This window comes from Bacillus sp. JJ1609 (assembly GCF_036967045.1).
Lineage (GTDB): Bacteria > Bacillota > Bacilli > Bacillales > Cytobacillaceae > Mesobacillus.
The window spans coordinates 1-19,354 of record NZ_JBALSS010000021.1 but is presented as its reverse complement, the minus strand read 5'-3'; the positions used below and the strand labels follow the sequence as shown (position 1 = coordinate 19,354).

Genomic DNA, 19,354 nt, shown 5'->3' with positions numbered 1-19,354 from the left:
ATGATGTTTGCAACCGACCTGGACAGGACCATTATTTATTCAAGGAAGGCACTCGAGGATTTAGGTCCCTCTATTGATGGACAACTGCGTGCGGTCGAAAAAAAGGAAGGCAAGTCTATTGCCTTCATGACACAGAAAGCGTTTGAGGAGCTCGAAGAAATTTCGAAGGAACTATTGCTTGTGCCAGTAACGACCAGGACGACGAATCAGTTTAAACGAATTTTTATTTTTGAGGAGCATATTCCTGTAAAGTATGCAATCACATTTAATGGCGCCGAAATCTTGTATGAAGGAAATCCACTTCCAGATTGGCGCGCAGGAATTTCTGAGAGATTGAAACAGGAAAGTGCCTCTATTGAAGAATTAAAGGAAATACTTAATAAGGATATTTTCCATGTCAATGGTGAACTAAAATCTGCAGAGGGCCTTTTCCTATATTATCTTCTCGAGGAAAAACTTGAACCTCATCAAATCCGAGAATTTAAGAGAGCGGCCTCTGCATATGGCTGGAAAGTTTCCTACCAGGGGAGGAAACTTTATTTTATGCCTAACCCAATCAGCAAAGGCGAAGCAGTATCCTTTGTAAAAGAGAGGGAAGGGATAAGCACATTGATTGGTGCTGGGGACTCGCTTTTGGATGAAGACCTCCTGGTAAAATGTGACCATAGTTTTATCCCTGCTCATGGCGAACTCGCCAATGACAATGGATTGTTGACTTATATTGATACAGAACAGCGAGGGGCGTTAGCTGGAGAGGAAATACTGAAAAAAATACGAGTCATAATCAACGGTAATGTTTAAAAATGCTGAGCTTATTCATTGCCTTCCGGACTATAAAAAACAGACAGGCAAAAGAGCCGTACATGAATAAAAACACGGTGCCAAAATGAACAAAACCTACATTCACCGGCATGATTAAAAGAGCAAATATGAGTGAATAGAAGAGCAAGTCAAAAAGAACGAGGCCTCCGGAGCACATTGCCTGCCGGACATCCCGAATTTCAATGTGCAGCTCTTCAGCGGGAGGCCTTTTATATAAGAAACGCATGTGAAGTCCACCTTCCTGTTCGTGGTACTCAACTATATGCATGGACAAGAATAAAGGTGAAAAATCAGTAATTCTGCGATTTTATGAAACTTTTAGACGATTTCATCCGTACTAGCTAATACAAAACGGGAAAACTAAGCTTTATGTATGTTATGATGGTAAATAAAGGCTGTTACTCGTATAAGTTGTTCTCTAACAGACGGATAACAATGGGGAACAAAAGAGGCCAATGTTTTTAAATGGGAAATTTGACTTTCTCTCTTAGTAGGAAGTGATTTTATGTATCCATCAATCAACCAATTACAAATACATACCTTACCTGTTACATATGACAATTGGTTAAGCCTTGTCGAGAAAGAGGCAAGTGAGCGCCCGCTTTTCAGGAAAGAGGGGACAGCCTTGCACATCGGCCAAGTCCTTGCAAGGTTCATTGGCATACCTCTTGATGAAGATGAGTATTACAACCAGCTGTTTGAGTATGTGCAAAACCATGCCCTTATCTTATTAAGTGAAGATTCACTTGATAAAACAATTGATAACGCACATTTCCAGTCAATCCAAAAAATTATTAATATCAATAAAGAACAGAATCTTTCTATTAATCGGTTTGTCGCCTTCCTGGATGGTGAAAAATTGATTATATCTTCGAGCAATTCGCTTATTCACAGGAAAATCCGGGAAGCAACAATCGGTATGATTGAATTGTTTGCCCGCACCGAGGAAGGCGGATTGAAGAGCTCAGAGCTACGAAGAGTACTAGTTGATGTCATTAAGTGGTCGTTCAATCATCTAGAGGCACCTTTGAAGAATGCAAATCCTGAGAACAACATGCCAGGCTTCCTGTGGTATGGCAATTTCAACAAAAGCCATCAGTACTTCCTTTATTTCCTAATGAAAATTGGCTGTGATATTGTTTCTTTCACCCCAGAGGGTAATGATGTGTTTTCACTTGCAGATCCTCAAAAAGAGCAATCTTTTGTTCATGCTTTTCCTGAAAAGAAGGCTCCTGAGCCCTTTCCAGCTGAAAAGAGAAAGCGAACGGCAACGGTTGCTTACAGGGCATCACGAGAAATCGAGAACATATTGAACCATGAGGGCTCGGGACTTTATAAACCGTGGCAGCTAAGAGACTATGAGCCATCTTCCGTAACTCTAAAGACAACCTATGATGAACTGTTTTTGCTTGCCAGGGAAAAAGCAATGATACGGCCGAATTTTGAAGCGAAGAATGGAACCGTCAAGATACCTGCCGTCTTTTCAAAAATAAATGGCGTCAGCAGGAACCGCCGGGAATACTGGGACCGGCTTCACACATTGATGGGATTTGAGAATGCTACGCTGATCAAGAGCTTTCCTTTCTCATCAGGGGCTAACAGTGATTTCCGCTTTCACTATCGAAATGCATTAGGCATTGACGGACTGCTTGATCCTGATAAAATGGCTCGCACTCACTATTGGAAGTATAATCACTTGCCAACGGGACTCCAAAAGGGTCTGGCAGCTGCCATCAGAAACCTGTGTGCTAGTCCTAAAATAAAGCCTCAGCATCATGAAAATGAAGAGGAGTTAAGAATTTATCTTTTCACCCAGGCTATGCAGGTGCCGGAAAATATTTTAAAGATGCTGCAAAAGTTTGATTATTCCCAGGACATTCCAAAGCTGATTTTATACAACAATGAACTTAATGGGACGATGACAAGATCTGATGCCGCACTTCTGTTATTGATGAATCAATTTGGCGTTGACCTTGTCATATACAATCCTCCTGGACATAATGATATCGAGAATTTTATCGATGCAAGTGCTTTCGATTCCCATTGGCTCGAGGATGTGGTTTTTGAACAGGAATTCAAAGAACCATCGATCATTAAGAAAGTTCTTTTTCAAGGAATATTAAAAAATTTAAGGGGAGATTGACTTGATGAACCAAACACAGAATCAAGATATCAGCCTTGCAACTGCAAATCCTGACGATAGATTATCCGAAGCAACGGTATCGGATTTAAAGCTTGCCCTCCGGAACGAGCCAGAGGTACAGAATCTTGCACGCAGCATCGATGAGCGTGACCAGATTCAAATCCTCGAGTTTGGAAAAGAGCCAGCAGTTGAAATTTCCAGATTTTCTGACCAGATCTTGGGCAATATGCGGACGACTAAGGTAGAAGATTCTGGAGAACTTTTGAAGCAGCTTGGCAAAATCATGGATCGCTTCGATAAGAAGGATTTTGAGAAGACATCTGGGGGCTTGTTTGGCAAGCTGTTCAAAAAAAGCGAGAAGCTTGTTGAAAAGCTTTTTGGCAAGTACCAGACAATGGGCAAGGAGATTGATAATGTTTATGTTGAAATCTCCAAATACCAGAGTGAGATGGTCGAATCAACAAACATGCTTGAACGTATGTACGATCAAAACTATCAATTTTATATGACGCTTGAAAAATATGTTGTGGCTGGCGAACTTAAGCTCAACGAACTGAAATCCAACGAACTTCCGCAGCTTGAAGCAAAGGCCGCGGCAGGTGACCAGATGGCATCCATGCAGCTTGATACTCTTCGCAATGCAGTTGAGCTGCTTGAACAGAGAATTTATGATCTAGAAATGGCTAAAATGGTGGCCTTGCAGACAGCACCGCAAATCAGGCTATTGCAGCGAGGAAACACAAAGCTGATAGGGAAAATTAATTCAGCCTTCGTTACAACGATTCCTATTTTCAAGAATGGCTTGATACAGGCTGTCGCTGCCAAAAGGCAGAAGCTTGTGGCGGATTCCATGAATGAGCTTGACCGCCGTACTAATGAGATGCTTGTTAGGAACGCACAGAATATCTCTAGCCAAAGTGTTGATATTGCCCGTCTTTCTGGTGCTCCGAGCATTAAAATTGAAACAATTGAAGAAAGCTGGAATATCATCATGAAGGGCATGCAAGAAACAAAGTCCATAGAGGAAGAAAACAAGCGCCTCAGAGAAGAAGGTACAAAACGCTTGATGCAGCTCCAGGAAAATTTTAAAAAAATGAAGCAGCAATAAGGATACACTGCTCATTTTTATTGGCTCTTTCCGTAATCGCTTTTAAAAGTAAAAAACGGAAAAGGCCTGATAAATAAATCCACAAAAATACTTACAAGAGGTGAAGGTAATGGCTATTAATTTACAAAAAGGTCAGCGCGTTGATTTAACAAAAGGAAATCCGGGACTTTCTAAAATTATGGTTGGTCTAGGCTGGGATCCTGTCCAAAAGAGCGGCGGAGGCGGAGGTCTGTTCGGCGGCCTATTCGGTGGCGGAGGCAGCGGAGCGAATGTTGACTGTGACGCATCTGTCATCATGCTTGGTGCAAACGATAAATTGCAAAATAATAACGATGTAATCTACTTCGGTAATCTCAAAAGCAAGGACGGCAGCGTCACTCACTCTGGTGATAACTTGACTGGAGATGGGGATGGAGATGACGAGCAGGTTTCCATCGAACTTAATAAGGTTCCAGGCCATGTGGAAAAATTAGTATTTGTCGTAAATATTTATGATGCTGTAAAGCGTAAGCAGCATTTTGGAATGATCCGCAATGCTTTTATCAGGGTCGTAAATCCGAATAGCAATCAGGAATTAATTAAGTACAACTTAACTGACGACTACAGCGGCAAGACAAGTTTGATTGTCGGTGAAATTTATCGTCACGGCAATGAGTGGAAATTCGGTGCTGTCGGCACTGGAACAAATGCTTCGGGCTTAAGCGAAGTAGTTCGTTCTTATACTTAATATTTTTGTTTAATGAAAAAAATTTCGCTACTAAATTGAGGTGAATGGAATGGGAATCAACCTGTCAAAAGGTCAACGGATTGATCTGACAAAAACGAACCCCGGGCTGACGCGTGTGATTGTCGGCTTGGGGTGGGATACAAATCGCTATACCGGCGGCAGCAGCTTTGATCTTGATGCCTCCGCTTTTTTAGCAGATGAAAATGGAAAGTGCAAGCAGGATTCCGATTTCATTTTTTATAATCAGCTTCAGCATCCGAGCGAGGGTGTCGAGCATACTGGTGACAACCGGACAGGTGAAGGCGACGGGGACGATGAGCAAATCATGATCGACTTCTCCAAAGTACCATCTTATGTCCACAGGATTGCCATTGCAGTCACAATCCATGATGCCGAACAAAGAAGGCAAAACTTTGGCCAGGTCTCAAACGCATTTGCCAGAGTGGTAAATGAAGAAAATGGGCAGGAAATTCTGAGATTTGATCTTGGTGAAGATTTCTCAGTTGAAACAGCGGTTGTCATTTGCGAATTATACCGCCACGGCAGCGAGTGGAAATTCAATGCAATCGGCAGCGGCTTTTCAGGTGGACTAGCTGAACTTTGCCGAAATTTTGGGCTTGATGTTTAAATGATAGACAAACCCCCTTCTTAATTGAATGGGGTTTATTTTATTTGCGGGCAAGTCATTTCATGGAATTCCTTCGTACCAGCTCCCTTCCTAAAATTCTCAGCCAACAGACAACCCCCCATATGTTATAATTTTAATAGTTTACTACCTCGGATTTTCGATGATCAGGTTCTAATTTACTTCTCTGGATTACACCTCAGGAAGGGAGATAATCAATGCGTAAAATAGCACAGGTTTTCATTGTTATCATACTTTCCTTTACTCTGCTCGGAAGCTCAAATGCAAATATGGATGGCATTTTTCTCAATGATTTCCCGAAACATTCCATTTTATATAATTTAATAGATAGGGAATCTGTGAGTCTCATAGGACAGATGATTGTCCTGCCTGAAGAAGATTTTGACCAGAAAGAGGCTGCTGGCATTATTAACCGAATTGCGATGCTTCCTGATTCAATGCTGAAAAGAGCTGTTAATCATAATATTAGAGTCAAATTATTTGAAGGGAATTTGACGGATAATCCTTCAGCTCGGCATTTGAAAGGTGTCATTCCCAGAGGCTACACAACTAATCGGACTTGGGACCAAGTACCAGGGATTGGCGGATCAAGGACCGTGCTTGTGAAAATTGGCAGCAGCGATAAGGGTAAGGGACACAGCTCTGTCAATCTGGAATTGCATGAATTGGCTCATTCGCTTGACCGCCATGTTTATGGAGGAATAAGGGAGAAAGAGCAATTTTTAAAGATTTGGCGACATGAAAGCCGCCTATTGTTTCCTGGGCGTGCGTATTTTCTGGAATATCCGGAAGAATATTTTGCAGAAAGCTTTGCGATGTTTTACATTGGCGGCATGCCAACCCGGCTTTTACAGCAGGCCGCACCCCAAACCTATCAATATATTAAAAGTCTTAATTAAAAGCTGTATGATATCCCTCATGCAGCTTTTCGCAATTACAAGCTTAATCTCCTCTGAGTAACGTATAAAAAATATTTTGTTTTAAGTGAGTGGATTTCGACTCGAATTAATTTATTTGCTGGGCTGTGTTAAAATAGTCTGTTGATTTCCGCTCCAGGCACTCGCTTTCCGCGGGGCGTCAGGTGAGACTCCTCGTCGCTTTGCTCCTGCGGGGTCTCACCTTGGCCGCTAATCCCGCAGGAGTCGAGTGCGCTCCGCTACAATCAACAGGTGTTTAAAATTCAACATTGTCCTTTAACACAGCCATTTGCTAAAATAGAAGGAATAAATGGTTGTCTGAAAGGCAGGGTAATTCATGAAACAGTATTTAGAACTATGTGAACATGTATTGAAAACCGGTGTAAATAAAGAGGATCGGACAGGTACCGGTACGATCAGCACCTTTGGTTATCAGATGCGGTTTAATCTCCAGGATGGATTTCCTTTGCTTACCACAAAAAAACTTCATGTAAAATCTATTATCCATGAGCTTCTTTGGTTTCTTGACGGGGATACGAATGTTAAATACCTCCAGGACAATGGTGTCCGCATTTGGAATGAATGGGCTGATGAAAACGGGAATCTTGGACCTGTATATGGCCATCAGTGGCGATCATGGGCAGGTGCAGATGGGGAGACGGTTGACCAGATATCAGAATTGATTGATACAATCAAAACAAATCCAGATTCCAGGAGGATGATCGTCAATGCCTGGAATGTGGCCGAAATTAATAAAATGGCTTTGCCACCCTGCCACTGCATGTTCCAGTTCTATGTTGCCGATGGTAAGCTTTCCTGCCAGCTATATCAGAGGTCGGCTGATGTATTCTTAGGAGTTCCATTCAATATAGCTTCCTATGCTCTGCTTACCATGATGATTGCACAGGTTTGCAACCTTGAACCAGGTGAATTCATCCACACATTCGGGGATACTCATATTTACACAAATCATTTAGAGCAGGTTAAGCTTCAGCTTACACGCGAGCCTAAACCATTGCCACAGATGAAAATCAACCCTGAAGTACAATCAATCTTTGATTTTAAATTTGAAGATTTTGAGCTGGTCAATTATGAAGCACATCCACATATTAAAGGGGCTGTAAGTGTATGATTTCTCTTATTTGGGCAATGGATGAAAACCGCGTAATCGGACTTCATAATGAGCTTCCATGGAGACTTCCTGAGGATCTTAAGTTTTTTAAGCGAGTAACGATGGGACACCCAATCGCTATGGGCAGGAAAACGTATGATTCAATCGGAAAGCCACTTCCGGGAAGAGAAAATATCGTCATAACAAGGGATGGGTCGTTCCGTCCTGAGGGCTGCGTAATAAAGAACTCAATCGATGAGTTCTTTGAATATGCAGGACAAAAGGATGACGAGGTTTTTGTCATTGGCGGTGCGGAAATTTTCAAGGAAGTCATGCCTAGAGCGGACAGGCTGTATCTCACTATGATCCATGAGCAGTTTGAAGGAGATACATATTTCCCTGTTTTTGACATCGATAAATGGCAGCTGGAAACCAGGGAAAAAGGTTTAAAAGATAATAAAAATCCATATGACTATGAGTTCTTGATCTATAAGCGAAAATAATCGATGAGCAGCCCTTGCAATATGGGCTGTTTTTTTATGAAGTATTTTCTGATTCATATAGTTTTAGCTGCTTAAATCCATTATAATGTCTACAGAAAAACCTTAGGAGGAAATAATGCTTCGATTAATTGCGTGTTTTTTGTATATGGGCGGCTATCTCGTCTGCAGTATACCCAAGCTTTCACGAATAAAAAAGTTACCGGCAGATATGCCGCTTGAACAAAGAAATCTTCTTATTCATGAAACACCCAAAAGTTGGTCTAAAACATTCCTGGCATTAACTGGTTCTGAAGTAAAGGTAAAAGGGAGCCACTATATTCCGGATGGTCCTGTCCTTTTTGCAAGCAATCATGAGGGGGATTTTGATATACCCGTCCTGATTTACTGTATTGATAAGCCTTTTGGCTTTATTTCAAAAGTAGAAGTTAAGAAGGTACCTATTCTTTCTTCATGGATGGAAGCTATTCACTGCGTTTTTATAGACCGAAAGAACCGCGAAAAAGCAGCAGGGTCCATTTTGTCTGGAGTAGAATTATTGAAAAATAGACATTCTCTTGTCATTTTTCCAGAAGGAACAAGAAGCAAGGGTGGTCCCATTGGACTTTTCAAGGCAGGCGGCTTCAGGCTCGCGAAGGATTCTGGTGTTCCGATTGTCCCTATTTCGATTGAGGGAACAGCGGATGTTTTTGAGAAGAATGGCAGGCTGATTAAACCAGCGAAAATTACAGTCACCATTTGCCGTCCAATATACAGCCATGAATATAAAGATAAAGAGTTAGTCGAACTTGCTGGAGTTGTTCGAGATATCATTCTCGACTCCAGGAAGGTAAAGCGGATTGCATCATGACTTTCACAGTAAAAACCCCTGCAAAAAATGCAGGGGTTTTCAGCAAGCTAATTAAGTACAAGGAAATCCGGCTGGATGAAATTCATTGATCAATTATTCGAATTGAGCAAGGCTATCCATCATCTGTGTAAATTCGGCTGGGATGCAAAAATCATCAGGACGAAAATTTGCGCGAATCCATTTTACCATTTCCACTGGACTGTTGAAGAATTCACCGCTCGTGTCACTTTTGCGAATCATGTACCTCCCATTGTCCTCATCCACCGTTACTTCTACAGGCAGAGCCCCATCATAACTGTTCAATGAAAATTCCATTCATTATTCCCTCCAACAAATTTTCCTTATTATTTGTTCGTTTACTACCATTCTATTCAATCAGATAGGATAAGATTTTAAATATTTTAAAAATTCACTTTGAATTTCAAAAAACATGTTATAATGGACAAATTAATATTTTTGGTAAAGTGAGGGTGACAATATGGAACAAGAAACTATAAAGAAAAAATGGGTGAATGTTGAGGATATTCTAATAGCCTATAGGCATCTTAAAGACATTGTTGCCCATACACCGTTACAATTGAACCAGAGGCTTTCTGAAAAATACGAAGCAGATATATATTTGAAACGCGAAGATTTGCAGCATGTGAGGTCTTTTAAATTACGTGGCGCTTATTATGCCATGAAACTTTTATGGGAAGCTGGACTTCAAAATGGAGTGGTTTGCGCGAGTGCGGGCAATCATGCTCAAGGTGTAGCATACGCCTGCAGACAGCTTGGAATCAACGGGAAGATCTATATGCCCGCCACAACACCAGGCCAAAAGGTTAGCCAGGTAGAAATGTTCGGTCGAGAGTATGTCGACATCGTCCTGACGGGTGATACGTTTGATGATTCTTACCGGGAGGCACGGATCTGTGCAGAAAGAGAAAATAGAGAGTTTATCCACCCTTTTGATGATGAAAAAGTTATTGCCGGACAGGGGACTGTTGCAGTCGAGTTATTGAATGACTGCCAGGCATCAGTAGATTTTGTCGTTGCCAGCATTGGCGGCGGAGGATTAATGGCAGGCTTGAGCACATACATAAAAAGTGTATCCCCTTCTACTCAGTTGATCGGGGTCGAACCAGGCGGAGCTGCTTCAATGCGGGCAGCCTTTGATCAAAATAGTGTTTTTCCGCTAGAGCACATTGATACCTTCGTTGACGGAGCGGCTGTTAAGTGTGTCGGAAGTAAAACATATGAGATTTGCAGGGAAAATGTCGAGAAGCTAGTTCAGGTTCCGGAAGGAAAGGTATGTACTTCCATATTAGAATTGTATAATGAACATGCGATTGTAACAGAGCCAGCAGGAGCATTGCCTATTGCCGCTCTTGACATGATAAAGGATCAAATCAAAGGGAAAACAGTTGTCTGTGTTATAAGCGGAGGAAATAATGATATCAGCAGAATGCAGGAAATCAAGGAGCGCTCCCTGCTATATGAAGGCTTGCTTCATTATTTCATTGTAAATTTCCCTCAGCGCGCAGGTGCTTTAAGGGAATTCCTTGATGACGTTCTAAGCCCGGGAGACGATATTACAAGGTTTGAATACACGAAGAAAAATAATAAAGAAAGCGGTCCTGCCCTAGTTGGCATCGAACTGAAGGATAAGAAGGATTACACAAGGCTAATTGCCAGTATGGAAAGAAAAGGCTTTGCATTCATGGAATTAAACAAGGACAATCAGCTGTTTAATTTATTGGTATAATATTAATAATAGATAATAAAGGAAAGATAATATAAAATAGGAACTGTCAAATAACATTAGGTTTTGGCATACTTTGTGAATTTCTTATGAACTTTTACGGCTTTCCGCCAAACTGGTGAGTAAAAGTACTATAATCATAGTAGATTTACTATATGAAAAGGAGATGTTGATATGTTATCAAACATCGGAGTTCCAGGATTAATTTTAATCCTTGTCTTAGCATTGATTATTTTTGGACCAAAAAAGCTTCCTGAAATAGGCCGTGCGTTTGGCCAGACTCTACGCGAATTCAAGAAATCAACTCGTGAATTGACAAGTGACGTTATGGAAGAGTTTGAAGATGAAAAGAAGGAAATTTCGAAAATCACTAAATAAGGTGTAAGATGTTTTTATCTTACATCTTTTTTTCTTAAGGCATTTTACAAAGCTAGTCCTTTTGTAATTTATGCCTTCCTTCAAGAAATTTTAAAAAGCAGCAAATGGAATTGGCAGGGGATTGGTATGGAAGATAAAGAATTAAATCTTGTAGATCATCTTGATGAGCTTCGAAAACGGCTCATTATTTCGGTGGTAGCATTCATTGTATTTTTTGGATTAGGTTTTTACTTCGTAGAAGATATTTATCATTACTTTGTTCGTGACCTGGATGTAAAACTAATTGTTTTAGGTCCGAGTGATATCATATGGATTTACTTTATGCTGGCCACCATTATTGCGATTGCTGGAACAATACCGGTTTTGGCATTGCAAATTTGGCTGTTTGTAAAACCAGCTCTCATGCCGAATGAGAGAAAAATTTCACTAGCCTACATTCCAGCACTATTCGTTTTGTTCGTAGTCGGTCTTGCATTCGGTTATTTCGTCATCTTTCCGAATGTCTTAAACTTCCTTGTGGAATTAAGCGGGGATATGCTTGTAACGAACTTTACGGCCGACCGGTATTTTAAATTCATCATGAACATGACAATCCCATTTGGTGTTCTGTTTGAACTTCCTGTCGTCGTTATGTTTTTGACATCACTTGGGGTAATCAACCCTTATGTGCTTACAAAAATCCGAAAGTATGCGTATTTCGTCCTTATCGTTATTGCAATTGTCATTTCTCCACCAGATTTCATGTCAGACTTTCTCGTGATGATTCCACTCCTTCTTTTATACGAAATCAGCATTAACCTTTCTAAGGTTGTCTATAGACGGAAACTGAAGAAAGAACATGAATCGCAGGAGCAATATGGTGACATGGAAGAAGAAATATAGAAAGCAAGCTGTCAGATTTTAATCTGGCAGCTTTTTTTGTGCCTCAAAATACCTTCAAATCGAATGAAGATTGAACGAAACATTCACATTTCGAGGGAGAAGCAGGCATAGTATTTAAGGAAGATGTCTTAAAACGTAAGGCCCATTCGTCTTGCAGGCAAACGACAACAGAAGGTTCTATGTGAGGGATGATTTCATGCATGAAATGGCTTTAATGAATGACATTTTACAGATGATCCAAGAAGATGCGGTGAAACATGGAATCATAATAATTGAAAAGGTAGAACTGAACGTAGGGGAAATAAGCAATGCAATGCCGGATGCTCTGATGATGGCCTTTGAGGTATTCAAGGAACAAAACCAGCATTTTTTCACAGATAGTTCCCAGCTTATCATCGAGATTGAAAAGGCTGAGGCCGAATGTGTCGTTTGTCAGAAAAGGTACGTTCCTGACAATCGGATATCTTTTTGCCCAGACTGTGACATGCCTTCTGGAAAAATTATTTCTGGAGAAAACCTTCAAGTTTTATCCTACGAAGGGAGAGAATCGTATTGAAGATTACATTGCGGACAGACGTTCTGACAAACAACAATATCGCAGCTAAATATAACCGGGATTTGTTCATGTCCACTAAAACGCTTGTTATTAATTTAATGAGTTCACCAGGGGCAGGAAAAACAACTCTGTTAGAAGAAACGGTCCGGCAATTATCTGATAAGTATCGGATAGCCGTTATCGAAGGGGACCTTGCTACTGAGAGAGATGCAGACAGGATCAGGGCTCTTGGTGCGAGAGCAGTTCAAATCAATACACATGGAGGATGCCATCTTGATGCCAGGATGGTTGCAGCAACACTTCCAGAGTTCGATCTTGAGGATACCAATCTATTATTTATTGAAAATGTAGGAAACCTTGTATGTCCATCTGGATATGACCTAGGCCAGCAGCATAAGGTTGCAGTATTAAGTGTGCCTGAGGGCAATGACAAGATCCCTAAATATCCAGTGATGTTCAGGAGGACTGAGTTGGTTCTATTAAATAAAATAGATCTGCTTCCCTATCTCGATTTTAGAATCGACGAGGCCGAGAGAGATCTGGAAGGGATAAACCCAGACTCGAAAATCATTCCTGTTTCGGCAAGAACAAAAGAAGGCCTCGAGCGATGGTATAGCTGGATTGAAGAGGCTTATCAATCATGCTATCAGCATTGAAGGCAGTAGTCAGGGGCAGAGTTCAGGGAGTCGGATTCAGACCTTTTGTTTTTCAGCTAGCAAAAAACCATCGGATAAAAGGGACAGTCCAGAATAATATGGATGGTGTGAAGATTCATATCGAGGGAGAGGAATCGGATCTAAAGTCTTTTTTATCTGACATGAACGTCAAATCTCCCAGACTCTCCATAATCGAGAAAATATTCGTTGAACCGGCAACTGTAGCTGGCTACGATGAATTTTCTATTATTCCCAGTGAGCGTTCTGGTTCCTCCTTGCTGGTTTTGCCAGTGGATTCTGCTGTCTGTGAGGAATGTCTTGAAGAGCTAGATAATCCTTATGACAGACGATTTCAATATCCGTTCATTAATTGTACCCATTGCGGACCTCGTTATACGATCATAAACGAGCTTCCTTATGACAGGCCTTATACGTCAATGAAATCCTTCCCAATGTGCCCTGATTGCCAGAGAGAGTACGAGGATCCAATAAATAGAAGGCATCATGCCCAGCCTCTCGCATGTGAAAAATGCGGACCTTCAGTAAAGCTTTTAAGCTCAGAGGGAGAAATGAAATTGGCAGATCCTCTTTGGAAAACGGCCGAGCTATTAAAGCAAGGCGCGATTATTGCCATCAAGGGTCTGGGGGGCTATCACCTCTGTTGCGATGCTGCCAATGAGGAAGCAGTCGCATTGTTAAGGAAAAGAAAATTGCGCCCTGCAAGACCTCTTGCAGTCATGGCTAGGGATCTGCATGCAGTAAAGACAATCGCGATGTTCAACGATGAAGAAAAAAATAGTCTTGTAAGTCCCGAAGCTCCAATTGTTGGATTAAGAAAACGCCATTCTTTTTATTTAGCTGAAAGCATTGCACCAGGAATGTCTACTATAGGTGTCATGCTGCCATATACACCGCTTCATCATCTCATTTTTAAGCTTAGCAAATTGAATTGTTTAGTCATGACGAGTGCCAATCCTTCTGGACAGCCAATTTTATATAAAGATCACCAAGCGATCAATTACCTAAATGGTATAGCTGACTATTATTTAACCCATAACAGGGAGATTCTTCATCCAGTTGATGATTCCGTAATCCAGGTATCAGGAGAGCAACGAGATATTCTTCGGAGGTCAAGAGGGTATGTGCCGGACCCTTTGAGTTCTAAAGCGAATGTAAATGGAATCATTGCTTTTGGCGGACAGCAAAAGTCTGCTTTTACTATTGGGAGGAACAATCAAATCTTTGTTGGCCCGCACATAGGCAATCTGGAGAATATGGAAACGATCAGCCATTACAAATGTGAACTGAACCACTTATTGAGCTGGGTGCAAATTCCTCTTATAACTGCAGCTATCGACCTGCACCCGAGATTTAATACGAGAGAAATAGTAAAGGATTATCCTTTCACAGAAATCATTGAGGTTCAGCATCATCATGCTCATATGGTCAGCTGCATGGCTGAAAATCATCTTGATGGAAATGCTTGGGGGATTATCCTCGATGGTACCGGCTATGGTTCAGATGGACATATCTGGGGGTTCGAGATCCTTTATGGCAATGAAGTAGAGTTTGAGAGGCAGGCTCACCTGGCTTACACGCCCTTGCCAGGTGGAGAAAAAGCCATAAGAGAACCATGGCGGAATGCAGCAGCCATGCTGATGAGTCTTTTAGGCTTAGAGGGAGAAGAACTTTCTTTACAACTTTTCCCTGAGAAAAAATTCGAGCTGCAAATTTTGAAGGCCATGATTGAAAATGAACTAAATAGTCCGCTGGCTGGTACGTGCGGCAGGCTGTTTGATGCAGTTAGCGCAATATGCGGAGTTTGCACATATTCAACATATGACGGAGAAGCGGCAATAAAATTTTCAGAGATTGCCACAACTGGTACTGACTTTGACCCTGTATACCCTTATGAAATTAAAGAAGTAAATGGGCTATTAAGATATGACTTTAGCTTGATGTTGAAACAGATTTCTCGTGATTCCCTAAATGGGAAAGCAGTTGTTGAGATATGCATGAGATTTCATGAAACGATTATTCAAGCAATTAGTTCCGGGATGGAAAAGCTGAAATTAATACAAGGTTCTGGCACAAGGAAGGTTGTTTTATCAGGCGGGAGTTTCCATAACAAATATTTGCATACTAGATTGAAGGCTGAACTTGCAGGAAAGGGATTTGAGGTGTATTCACATCGGAATATTCCATGTAATGATGGAGGCTTGAGTTTAGGGCAGTTAATCGTGGCGGCCGCAAGGAGGGGAAATGATCATGTGTGTCGGAGTTCCTGCAAGGGTGATTGAAAAGAATGAATATAATGCGGTAGTTGATGTAATGGGATCAACTACAACGGTGGGCATCATTTTTATTCCAGAAGTTGAACTTGGTGAATATGTCATCATACACGCGGGGCAGGCAATGTCAATCATTGATGAGGAATACGCAAGACAAAGCGTCGCGGAATGGAGGAATCTCATAGATGTTAGAACTCCTTAAGCAATCTTCTAGTCCAGACATTTGCAGGCCTCTGGCTGAAGCGGTAAATGAAAAGGCGAGGGAATTTATCAGGATACACGGCAGAAAGCCGGCATTTATGGAAGTATGCGGTTCACATACAATGGCACTTGCGAGGTCAGGGGTTAAACAGGCAATAGCAGATAAAGTCAATTTAATCTCAGGCCCTGGCTGCCCTGTCTGTGTGACAGACCAGAAGTCTATTGATGCCATGATTGCATTGGCAGAAGGAGAGGACAGAATCATTTGCACCTTTGGAGATATGATGAGGGTGCCGGGTTCAAAACAAACACTACTGTCCGCCAAGACAGCAGGTAAGGATATCCGTGTATTGTATTCGCCAATCGATGCAATAAAAATTGCTGAGCAACAACCAGATAAGGAAATTGTTTTTTTAGGCGTAGGTTTTGAGACTACGATTCCGATCCTTTCACTGCTTGTTAAAGAGGCTGCATCAAAAAAACTTGAAAACTTCACTATGTGGATGACAACAAAGCTTGTTGAACCAATTCTCCGTCATTTGCTTGATCTTGGGGAAATTCAGCTCGACGGCTTTCTTCTGCCGGGACATGTATCAATCGTGTTAGGCGAAGATTCTTATAGCTATCTGGCGGAGGAGTATAAAATATCGGGAGTGATTACGGGTTTTGAGCCAGCTGAATTGCTGAGTGGAATCTATAAACTTATCGATCTCGCAATCGACAATGAGGCGAAAATAGTGAATGATCACAGATCGATTGTGACTAAAGAAGGGAACCTGCTTGCCCAGGAGTGGATGCACAAGTATTTCACATTTAGTGATGAAGCTTGGCGCGGTATTGGCATCATTCCCGGCAGCGGGTTGGACTTGAAACAAGAATTTGCTAGATACGATGCGAAAAAAAGATTCAAGGTTAATACAGGGGAACCGAGAAAAACGAAGTGCAGGTGCGGAGAAGTGATCAGGGGGTTGATCTCTCCAGATGAATGCAGCTTATTTGGCAAGGCATGCAAGCCTATGAACCCGATTGGTCCATGTATGGTTTCGGCTGAAGGAAGCTGCTCTGCTCATTATCAATACATGAGGGAGAGTTAATAATGGAAAAGGTAATCAGCCTGGCTCATGGGGATGGCGGTGAGTTAAGCCATAGATTGATCAACGAGGTTTTTGTAAAGTCATTTGGGAATAAATCAGAGTCGATGCACGATGCTTCTACTTTGGAGCTTCCTGGCAGCTATATTTCCGTTACGACCGATTCGTTTGTGATAAAGCCTTTATTCTTCCCGGGCGGATCCATCGGGAAGCTTGCAGTTGCAGGTACCGTCAATGATCTGGCTGTAAGTGGTGCAGTTCCCTTATTCCTGACATGCGCCTTTGTGATTGAAGAGGGATTTCACATTGCCGATCTTAAGAAAATCACTGAAGATATGGCGGAAGAAGCACGTAAGGCGGGAGTGAAAATTATCGCAGGTGATACAAAAGTGGTGGAACGCGGAAGTGCGGACGGTGTATATATAAATACCACAGGCATAGGAGCTATGGCTAGTAAACGCGGCAATAGCCTCCATTTTAAAGAAGGTGATGCTGTCATTATTACTGGAACAATCGGTGATCATGGAATTGCTGTCCTCACTTCAAGAGGCGAACTGGGAATTCATGTCCCAATAGAAAGTGACTGCGCATCGTTAAACCATATGCTTGCAAAAGTATATGAAAATTCTAATGGCGTAAGGATTGTTCGTGATCCAACGCGTGGCGGGCTTGCTACTACTCTAGTAGAAATCGCTGAGGATTTTTCACTTGAAATTGTCATTAAAGAAGAAACGATCCCTGTAAAGGATCAGGTGCATGGAATGTGTGAACTGATTGGATTCGATCCATTGTATTTAGCTAATGAGGGTAAGGCTATCTTAATTGTTTCTGATGAGGAGAAAATCAGCATAATGAATATATTAAAAGAATTTCCGGAGGGGGCAGAGTCTGTTGTGATCGGGGAAGTGACCGGCATAGAACGAGGGCGACTACTGTTAGAGACGCCACTTGGATCAAAAAGGCTTCTGACCAGGCTTTCTGGGATGATGCTGCCACGAATTTGCTGAGCTCCTGAAACAAGAAGCAGGTTAACTGCATCCCATTATCAATAGGTTTAAGTAAGTCAGAAAGGCAGTAAAAAAATTTTATTATCCGCACAAACAGACACATTTCGACCGTGATTTGGGGTATAATATAATCAAACGGGTATAAAAGAGGATTGATACTTTGCTATTCAAAAGCCTAGAGTTCAAAAATGTTGTTGGACAGAAGGTTAAAGTCGTTGATATTCCTGTATTGGAGGAAGAGAGCCCCTATTATTTTATGATCCAAGTCCGTTTGCAAACTTTCATCACATCGATCTATCAGGAACGAAACGCCAAGAAATTTTATTCATTTAAGGAATATTTAAAAAGAGCTATAAAATGGCCAGATTACGAACAGTTATTTAAATCGGCCGAATTGAAAAATAACGCATAATGGTTTACCTTTGAAGCGCCTTGATAGGCGCTTTTGTTCTTTTCTAGGCACTCTCTTTCTTTGAATTTTTTCCGTTGGCTTCACTTTATGATTTCCCGATAAAGAGTTCATAAAATTGTACGATTCAGTGAGAGCTTTAGGTGTAATATGACTATAGAGGGTACCAAAAATATCTTGTTAGCACGGTTAATATGTGAAATAGCAATCAATATTTTTATTTTTTTAATAAGAAAATGTATAATAATTATAGTGTTTTTATAGGGATGTGAATTTATGACTAAAATCAAAATTGTGACAGATTCGACATGTGATTTAAGTGATGATTTAATTAAAAAAATGGGCATCACCGTAGTGCCTTTATCAATTTCTATTAATGGAGAAAACTATTTAGATAGAGTGGATATCACTCCAAAGGAATTTATCGAAAAAATGAAAGCTTCTCCTGAATTGCCAAAAAGCTCACAGCCTCCTGCTGGTGAATTTCTTAAAGTATATGACCAGCTTGGAGGCGAGGGGTATGAAGTGATTTCAATTCATATGACCGGCGGGATGAGCGGTACGGTTCGGTCCGCAGAAAGTGCTGCGCAAATGACTTCCGCAAAAGTGAATGTAGTCGATTCGAGATTTATTTCAAGGGCATTGGCTTTTCAAGTGCTCGAGGCAGCAGAAATGGCTGCTTTGGGTAAGAACGTTGAACAAATACTAACCAGACTGGATGATGTCAGGGAGAAGACTCGTCTTTTTGTAGTGGTGGATACCCTCGAAAATTTAGTCAAGGGCGGACGGATTGGAAAAGGCAAGGCATTGATCGGTTCGTTATTGAACATTAAGCCAATTGCTTCGCTCGAAGGTGGAGAATATACACCTGTTTCCAAGGCAAGGAGTCACTCGCAGGTTGTTAAATATCTAAAAAACCAGTTTTTGGAGGATGTCAAAGGCAAGAAAATCAAAGGTGTTGGCCTCGTCCACGCCGAGGGTTTGAAGTTAGCGGCTACACTTAAGGATGCAATCCAGGAAGCCACAGGATATGGAGACATAGACATTGAGGACACAACACCTATCATAAGTACACATACAGGCGTTGGCGCGATCGGGTTTATGTATTATTTTGAATAAGGTTCTGCTCTTTGCATGTTTTAAAGACTATATAGTTTAAGTACATAGCTAAAGTTAATGAGTAATAGATTGAAATAGAATAAAACTTTTTTTTAAGTCTTAGCGTTAAGGTCCTGAACATTATGGTTCAGGACCTTAGTTTGTCAACAAAGATACAGATCACCGATCAGTTATTGAAACCTGTTGATTGGAGTGG

General features: G+C 41.3%; 22 protein-coding genes. 20 read left to right on the top strand and 2 right to left on the bottom strand.

Going from position 1 to position 19,354, the window contains the following annotated elements; genetic code table 11:
- Positions 1 to 801, top strand: coding sequence for an HAD family hydrolase (locus V7654_RS15990; protein WP_335431599.1), 801 nt, complete (start codon positions 1 to 3; stop codon positions 799 to 801).
- Here the strand turns inward: V7654_RS15990 and V7654_RS15985 are convergent.
- The gene (locus tag V7654_RS15985; RefSeq protein ID WP_335431598.1) at positions 785 to 1,048 is read right to left on the bottom strand and encodes a hypothetical protein; all 264 of its coding nucleotides are present in this window, start codon (positions 1,046 to 1,048) and stop codon (positions 785 to 787) included. The genes V7654_RS15990 and V7654_RS15985 overlap by 17 nt on opposite strands.
- 279 nt (positions 1,049 to 1,327) lie before the next feature.
- Here V7654_RS15985 and V7654_RS15980 point away from each other — a divergent pair, with 279 nt between their 5' ends.
- The 8 genes from V7654_RS15980 to V7654_RS15945 all read left to right on the top strand — a co-directional run bounded on the left by V7654_RS15980 (position 1,328) and on the right by V7654_RS15945 (position 8,824).
- Entirely contained in the window at positions 1,328 to 2,965 is a 1,638-nt protein-coding gene (locus V7654_RS15980; RefSeq protein ID WP_335431597.1) for a YceG family protein, read from the top strand.
- A gap of 4 nt (positions 2,966 to 2,969) precedes the next feature.
- The gene (locus V7654_RS15975) at positions 2,970 to 4,073 is read left to right on the top strand and encodes a toxic anion resistance protein (RefSeq protein WP_335431596.1); all 1,104 of its coding nucleotides are present in this window, start codon (positions 2,970 to 2,972) and stop codon (positions 4,071 to 4,073) included.
- 109 nt (positions 4,074 to 4,182) lie between these two features.
- Positions 4,183 to 4,800, top strand: a complete 618-nt coding sequence (locus V7654_RS15970; RefSeq protein ID WP_335431594.1) for a TerD family protein — start codon at positions 4,183 to 4,185, stop codon at positions 4,798 to 4,800.
- Between the two features lie 49 nt (positions 4,801 to 4,849).
- Positions 4,850 to 5,428, top strand: coding sequence for a TerD family protein (locus V7654_RS15965; protein WP_335431592.1), 579 nt, complete (start codon positions 4,850 to 4,852; stop codon positions 5,426 to 5,428).
- Positions 5,429 to 5,643: 215 nt separating this feature from the next.
- Positions 5,644 to 6,345: an anthrax toxin lethal factor-related metalloendopeptidase gene (locus V7654_RS15960; protein WP_335431590.1), complete on the top strand. Its 702-nt coding sequence runs from the start codon at positions 5,644 to 5,646 to the stop codon at positions 6,343 to 6,345.
- 355 nt (positions 6,346 to 6,700) lie between these two features.
- Positions 6,701 to 7,495, top strand: a complete 795-nt coding sequence (locus V7654_RS15955) for a thymidylate synthase (protein ID WP_335431588.1) — start codon at positions 6,701 to 6,703, stop codon at positions 7,493 to 7,495.
- Positions 7,492 to 7,977, top strand: coding sequence for a dihydrofolate reductase (locus tag V7654_RS15950; RefSeq protein WP_335431587.1), 486 nt, complete (start codon positions 7,492 to 7,494; stop codon positions 7,975 to 7,977). The genes V7654_RS15955 and V7654_RS15950 overlap by 4 nt, the downstream gene beginning before the upstream one ends.
- A gap of 115 nt (positions 7,978 to 8,092) precedes the next feature.
- Positions 8,093 to 8,824, top strand: a complete 732-nt coding sequence (locus tag V7654_RS15945; protein WP_335431585.1) for a lysophospholipid acyltransferase family protein — start codon at positions 8,093 to 8,095, stop codon at positions 8,822 to 8,824.
- Between the two features lie 93 nt (positions 8,825 to 8,917).
- On the opposite strand, the gene V7654_RS15940 is transcribed toward V7654_RS15945, so the two are convergent.
- Positions 8,918 to 9,139 carry a hypothetical protein gene (locus tag V7654_RS15940; RefSeq protein WP_335431584.1) on the bottom strand — a complete coding sequence of 74 codons (222 nt, stop codon included), beginning with the start codon at positions 9,137 to 9,139 and terminating at the stop codon, positions 8,918 to 8,920.
- A 163-nt stretch (positions 9,140 to 9,302) separates the two neighbouring features.
- Between V7654_RS15940 and ilvA the strand changes: the two genes are divergently transcribed.
- From ilvA to V7654_RS15885, 11 genes are all read left to right on the top strand, one after another.
- Complete coding sequence (gene ilvA / locus V7654_RS15935) at positions 9,303 to 10,571, top strand: threonine ammonia-lyase IlvA (protein ID WP_335431582.1); 1,269 nt, start codon at positions 9,303 to 9,305, stop codon at positions 10,569 to 10,571.
- A 171-nt stretch (positions 10,572 to 10,742) separates the two neighbouring features.
- Positions 10,743 to 10,946, top strand: coding sequence for a twin-arginine translocase TatA/TatE family subunit (locus V7654_RS15930; RefSeq protein WP_335375584.1), 204 nt, complete (start codon positions 10,743 to 10,745; stop codon positions 10,944 to 10,946).
- 126 nt (positions 10,947 to 11,072) lie between these two features.
- Positions 11,073 to 11,828, top strand: a complete 756-nt coding sequence (gene tatC, locus V7654_RS15925; RefSeq protein ID WP_335431580.1) for a twin-arginine translocase subunit TatC — start codon at positions 11,073 to 11,075, stop codon at positions 11,826 to 11,828.
- Between the two features lie 196 nt (positions 11,829 to 12,024).
- Complete coding sequence (locus tag V7654_RS15920) at positions 12,025 to 12,384, top strand: hydrogenase maturation nickel metallochaperone HypA/HybF (protein WP_335431701.1); 360 nt, start codon at positions 12,025 to 12,027, stop codon at positions 12,382 to 12,384.
- Positions 12,381 to 13,040: a hydrogenase nickel incorporation protein HypB gene (hypB, locus tag V7654_RS15915; protein WP_335431578.1), complete on the top strand. Its 660-nt coding sequence runs from the start codon at positions 12,381 to 12,383 to the stop codon at positions 13,038 to 13,040. Before V7654_RS15920 ends, hypB begins: the two co-directional genes overlap by 4 nt.
- A complete protein-coding gene (gene hypF / locus V7654_RS15910; RefSeq protein WP_335431577.1) occupies positions 13,025 to 15,340 on the top strand; it encodes a carbamoyltransferase HypF in 2,316 nt (771 codons plus the stop codon). The genes hypB and hypF overlap by 16 nt, the downstream gene beginning before the upstream one ends.
- On the top strand, positions 15,309 to 15,533 hold the full coding sequence (locus tag V7654_RS15905) for a HypC/HybG/HupF family hydrogenase formation chaperone (RefSeq protein ID WP_335431576.1): 225 nt from the start codon (positions 15,309 to 15,311) through the stop codon (positions 15,531 to 15,533). Before hypF ends, V7654_RS15905 begins: the two co-directional genes overlap by 32 nt.
- Positions 15,517 to 16,626 (top strand): hydrogenase formation protein HypD, encoded by a 1,110-nt coding sequence (gene hypD, locus V7654_RS15900; protein ID WP_335431575.1) that lies wholly within the window; start codon positions 15,517 to 15,519, stop codon positions 16,624 to 16,626. The genes V7654_RS15905 and hypD overlap by 17 nt, the downstream gene beginning before the upstream one ends.
- A gap of 2 nt (positions 16,627 to 16,628) precedes the next feature.
- Positions 16,629 to 17,630 (top strand): hydrogenase expression/formation protein HypE, encoded by a 1,002-nt coding sequence (hypE, locus tag V7654_RS15895; protein WP_335431573.1) that lies wholly within the window; start codon positions 16,629 to 16,631, stop codon positions 17,628 to 17,630.
- A 160-nt stretch (positions 17,631 to 17,790) separates the two neighbouring features.
- The gene (locus V7654_RS15890) at positions 17,791 to 18,042 is read left to right on the top strand and encodes a DUF2535 family protein (protein ID WP_207499688.1); all 252 of its coding nucleotides are present in this window, start codon (positions 17,791 to 17,793) and stop codon (positions 18,040 to 18,042) included.
- A gap of 273 nt (positions 18,043 to 18,315) precedes the next feature.
- Positions 18,316 to 19,158, top strand: coding sequence for a DegV family protein (locus tag V7654_RS15885; RefSeq protein WP_335431572.1), 843 nt, complete (start codon positions 18,316 to 18,318; stop codon positions 19,156 to 19,158).
- The last annotated feature ends 196 nt before the right edge of the window (positions 19,159 to 19,354 follow it).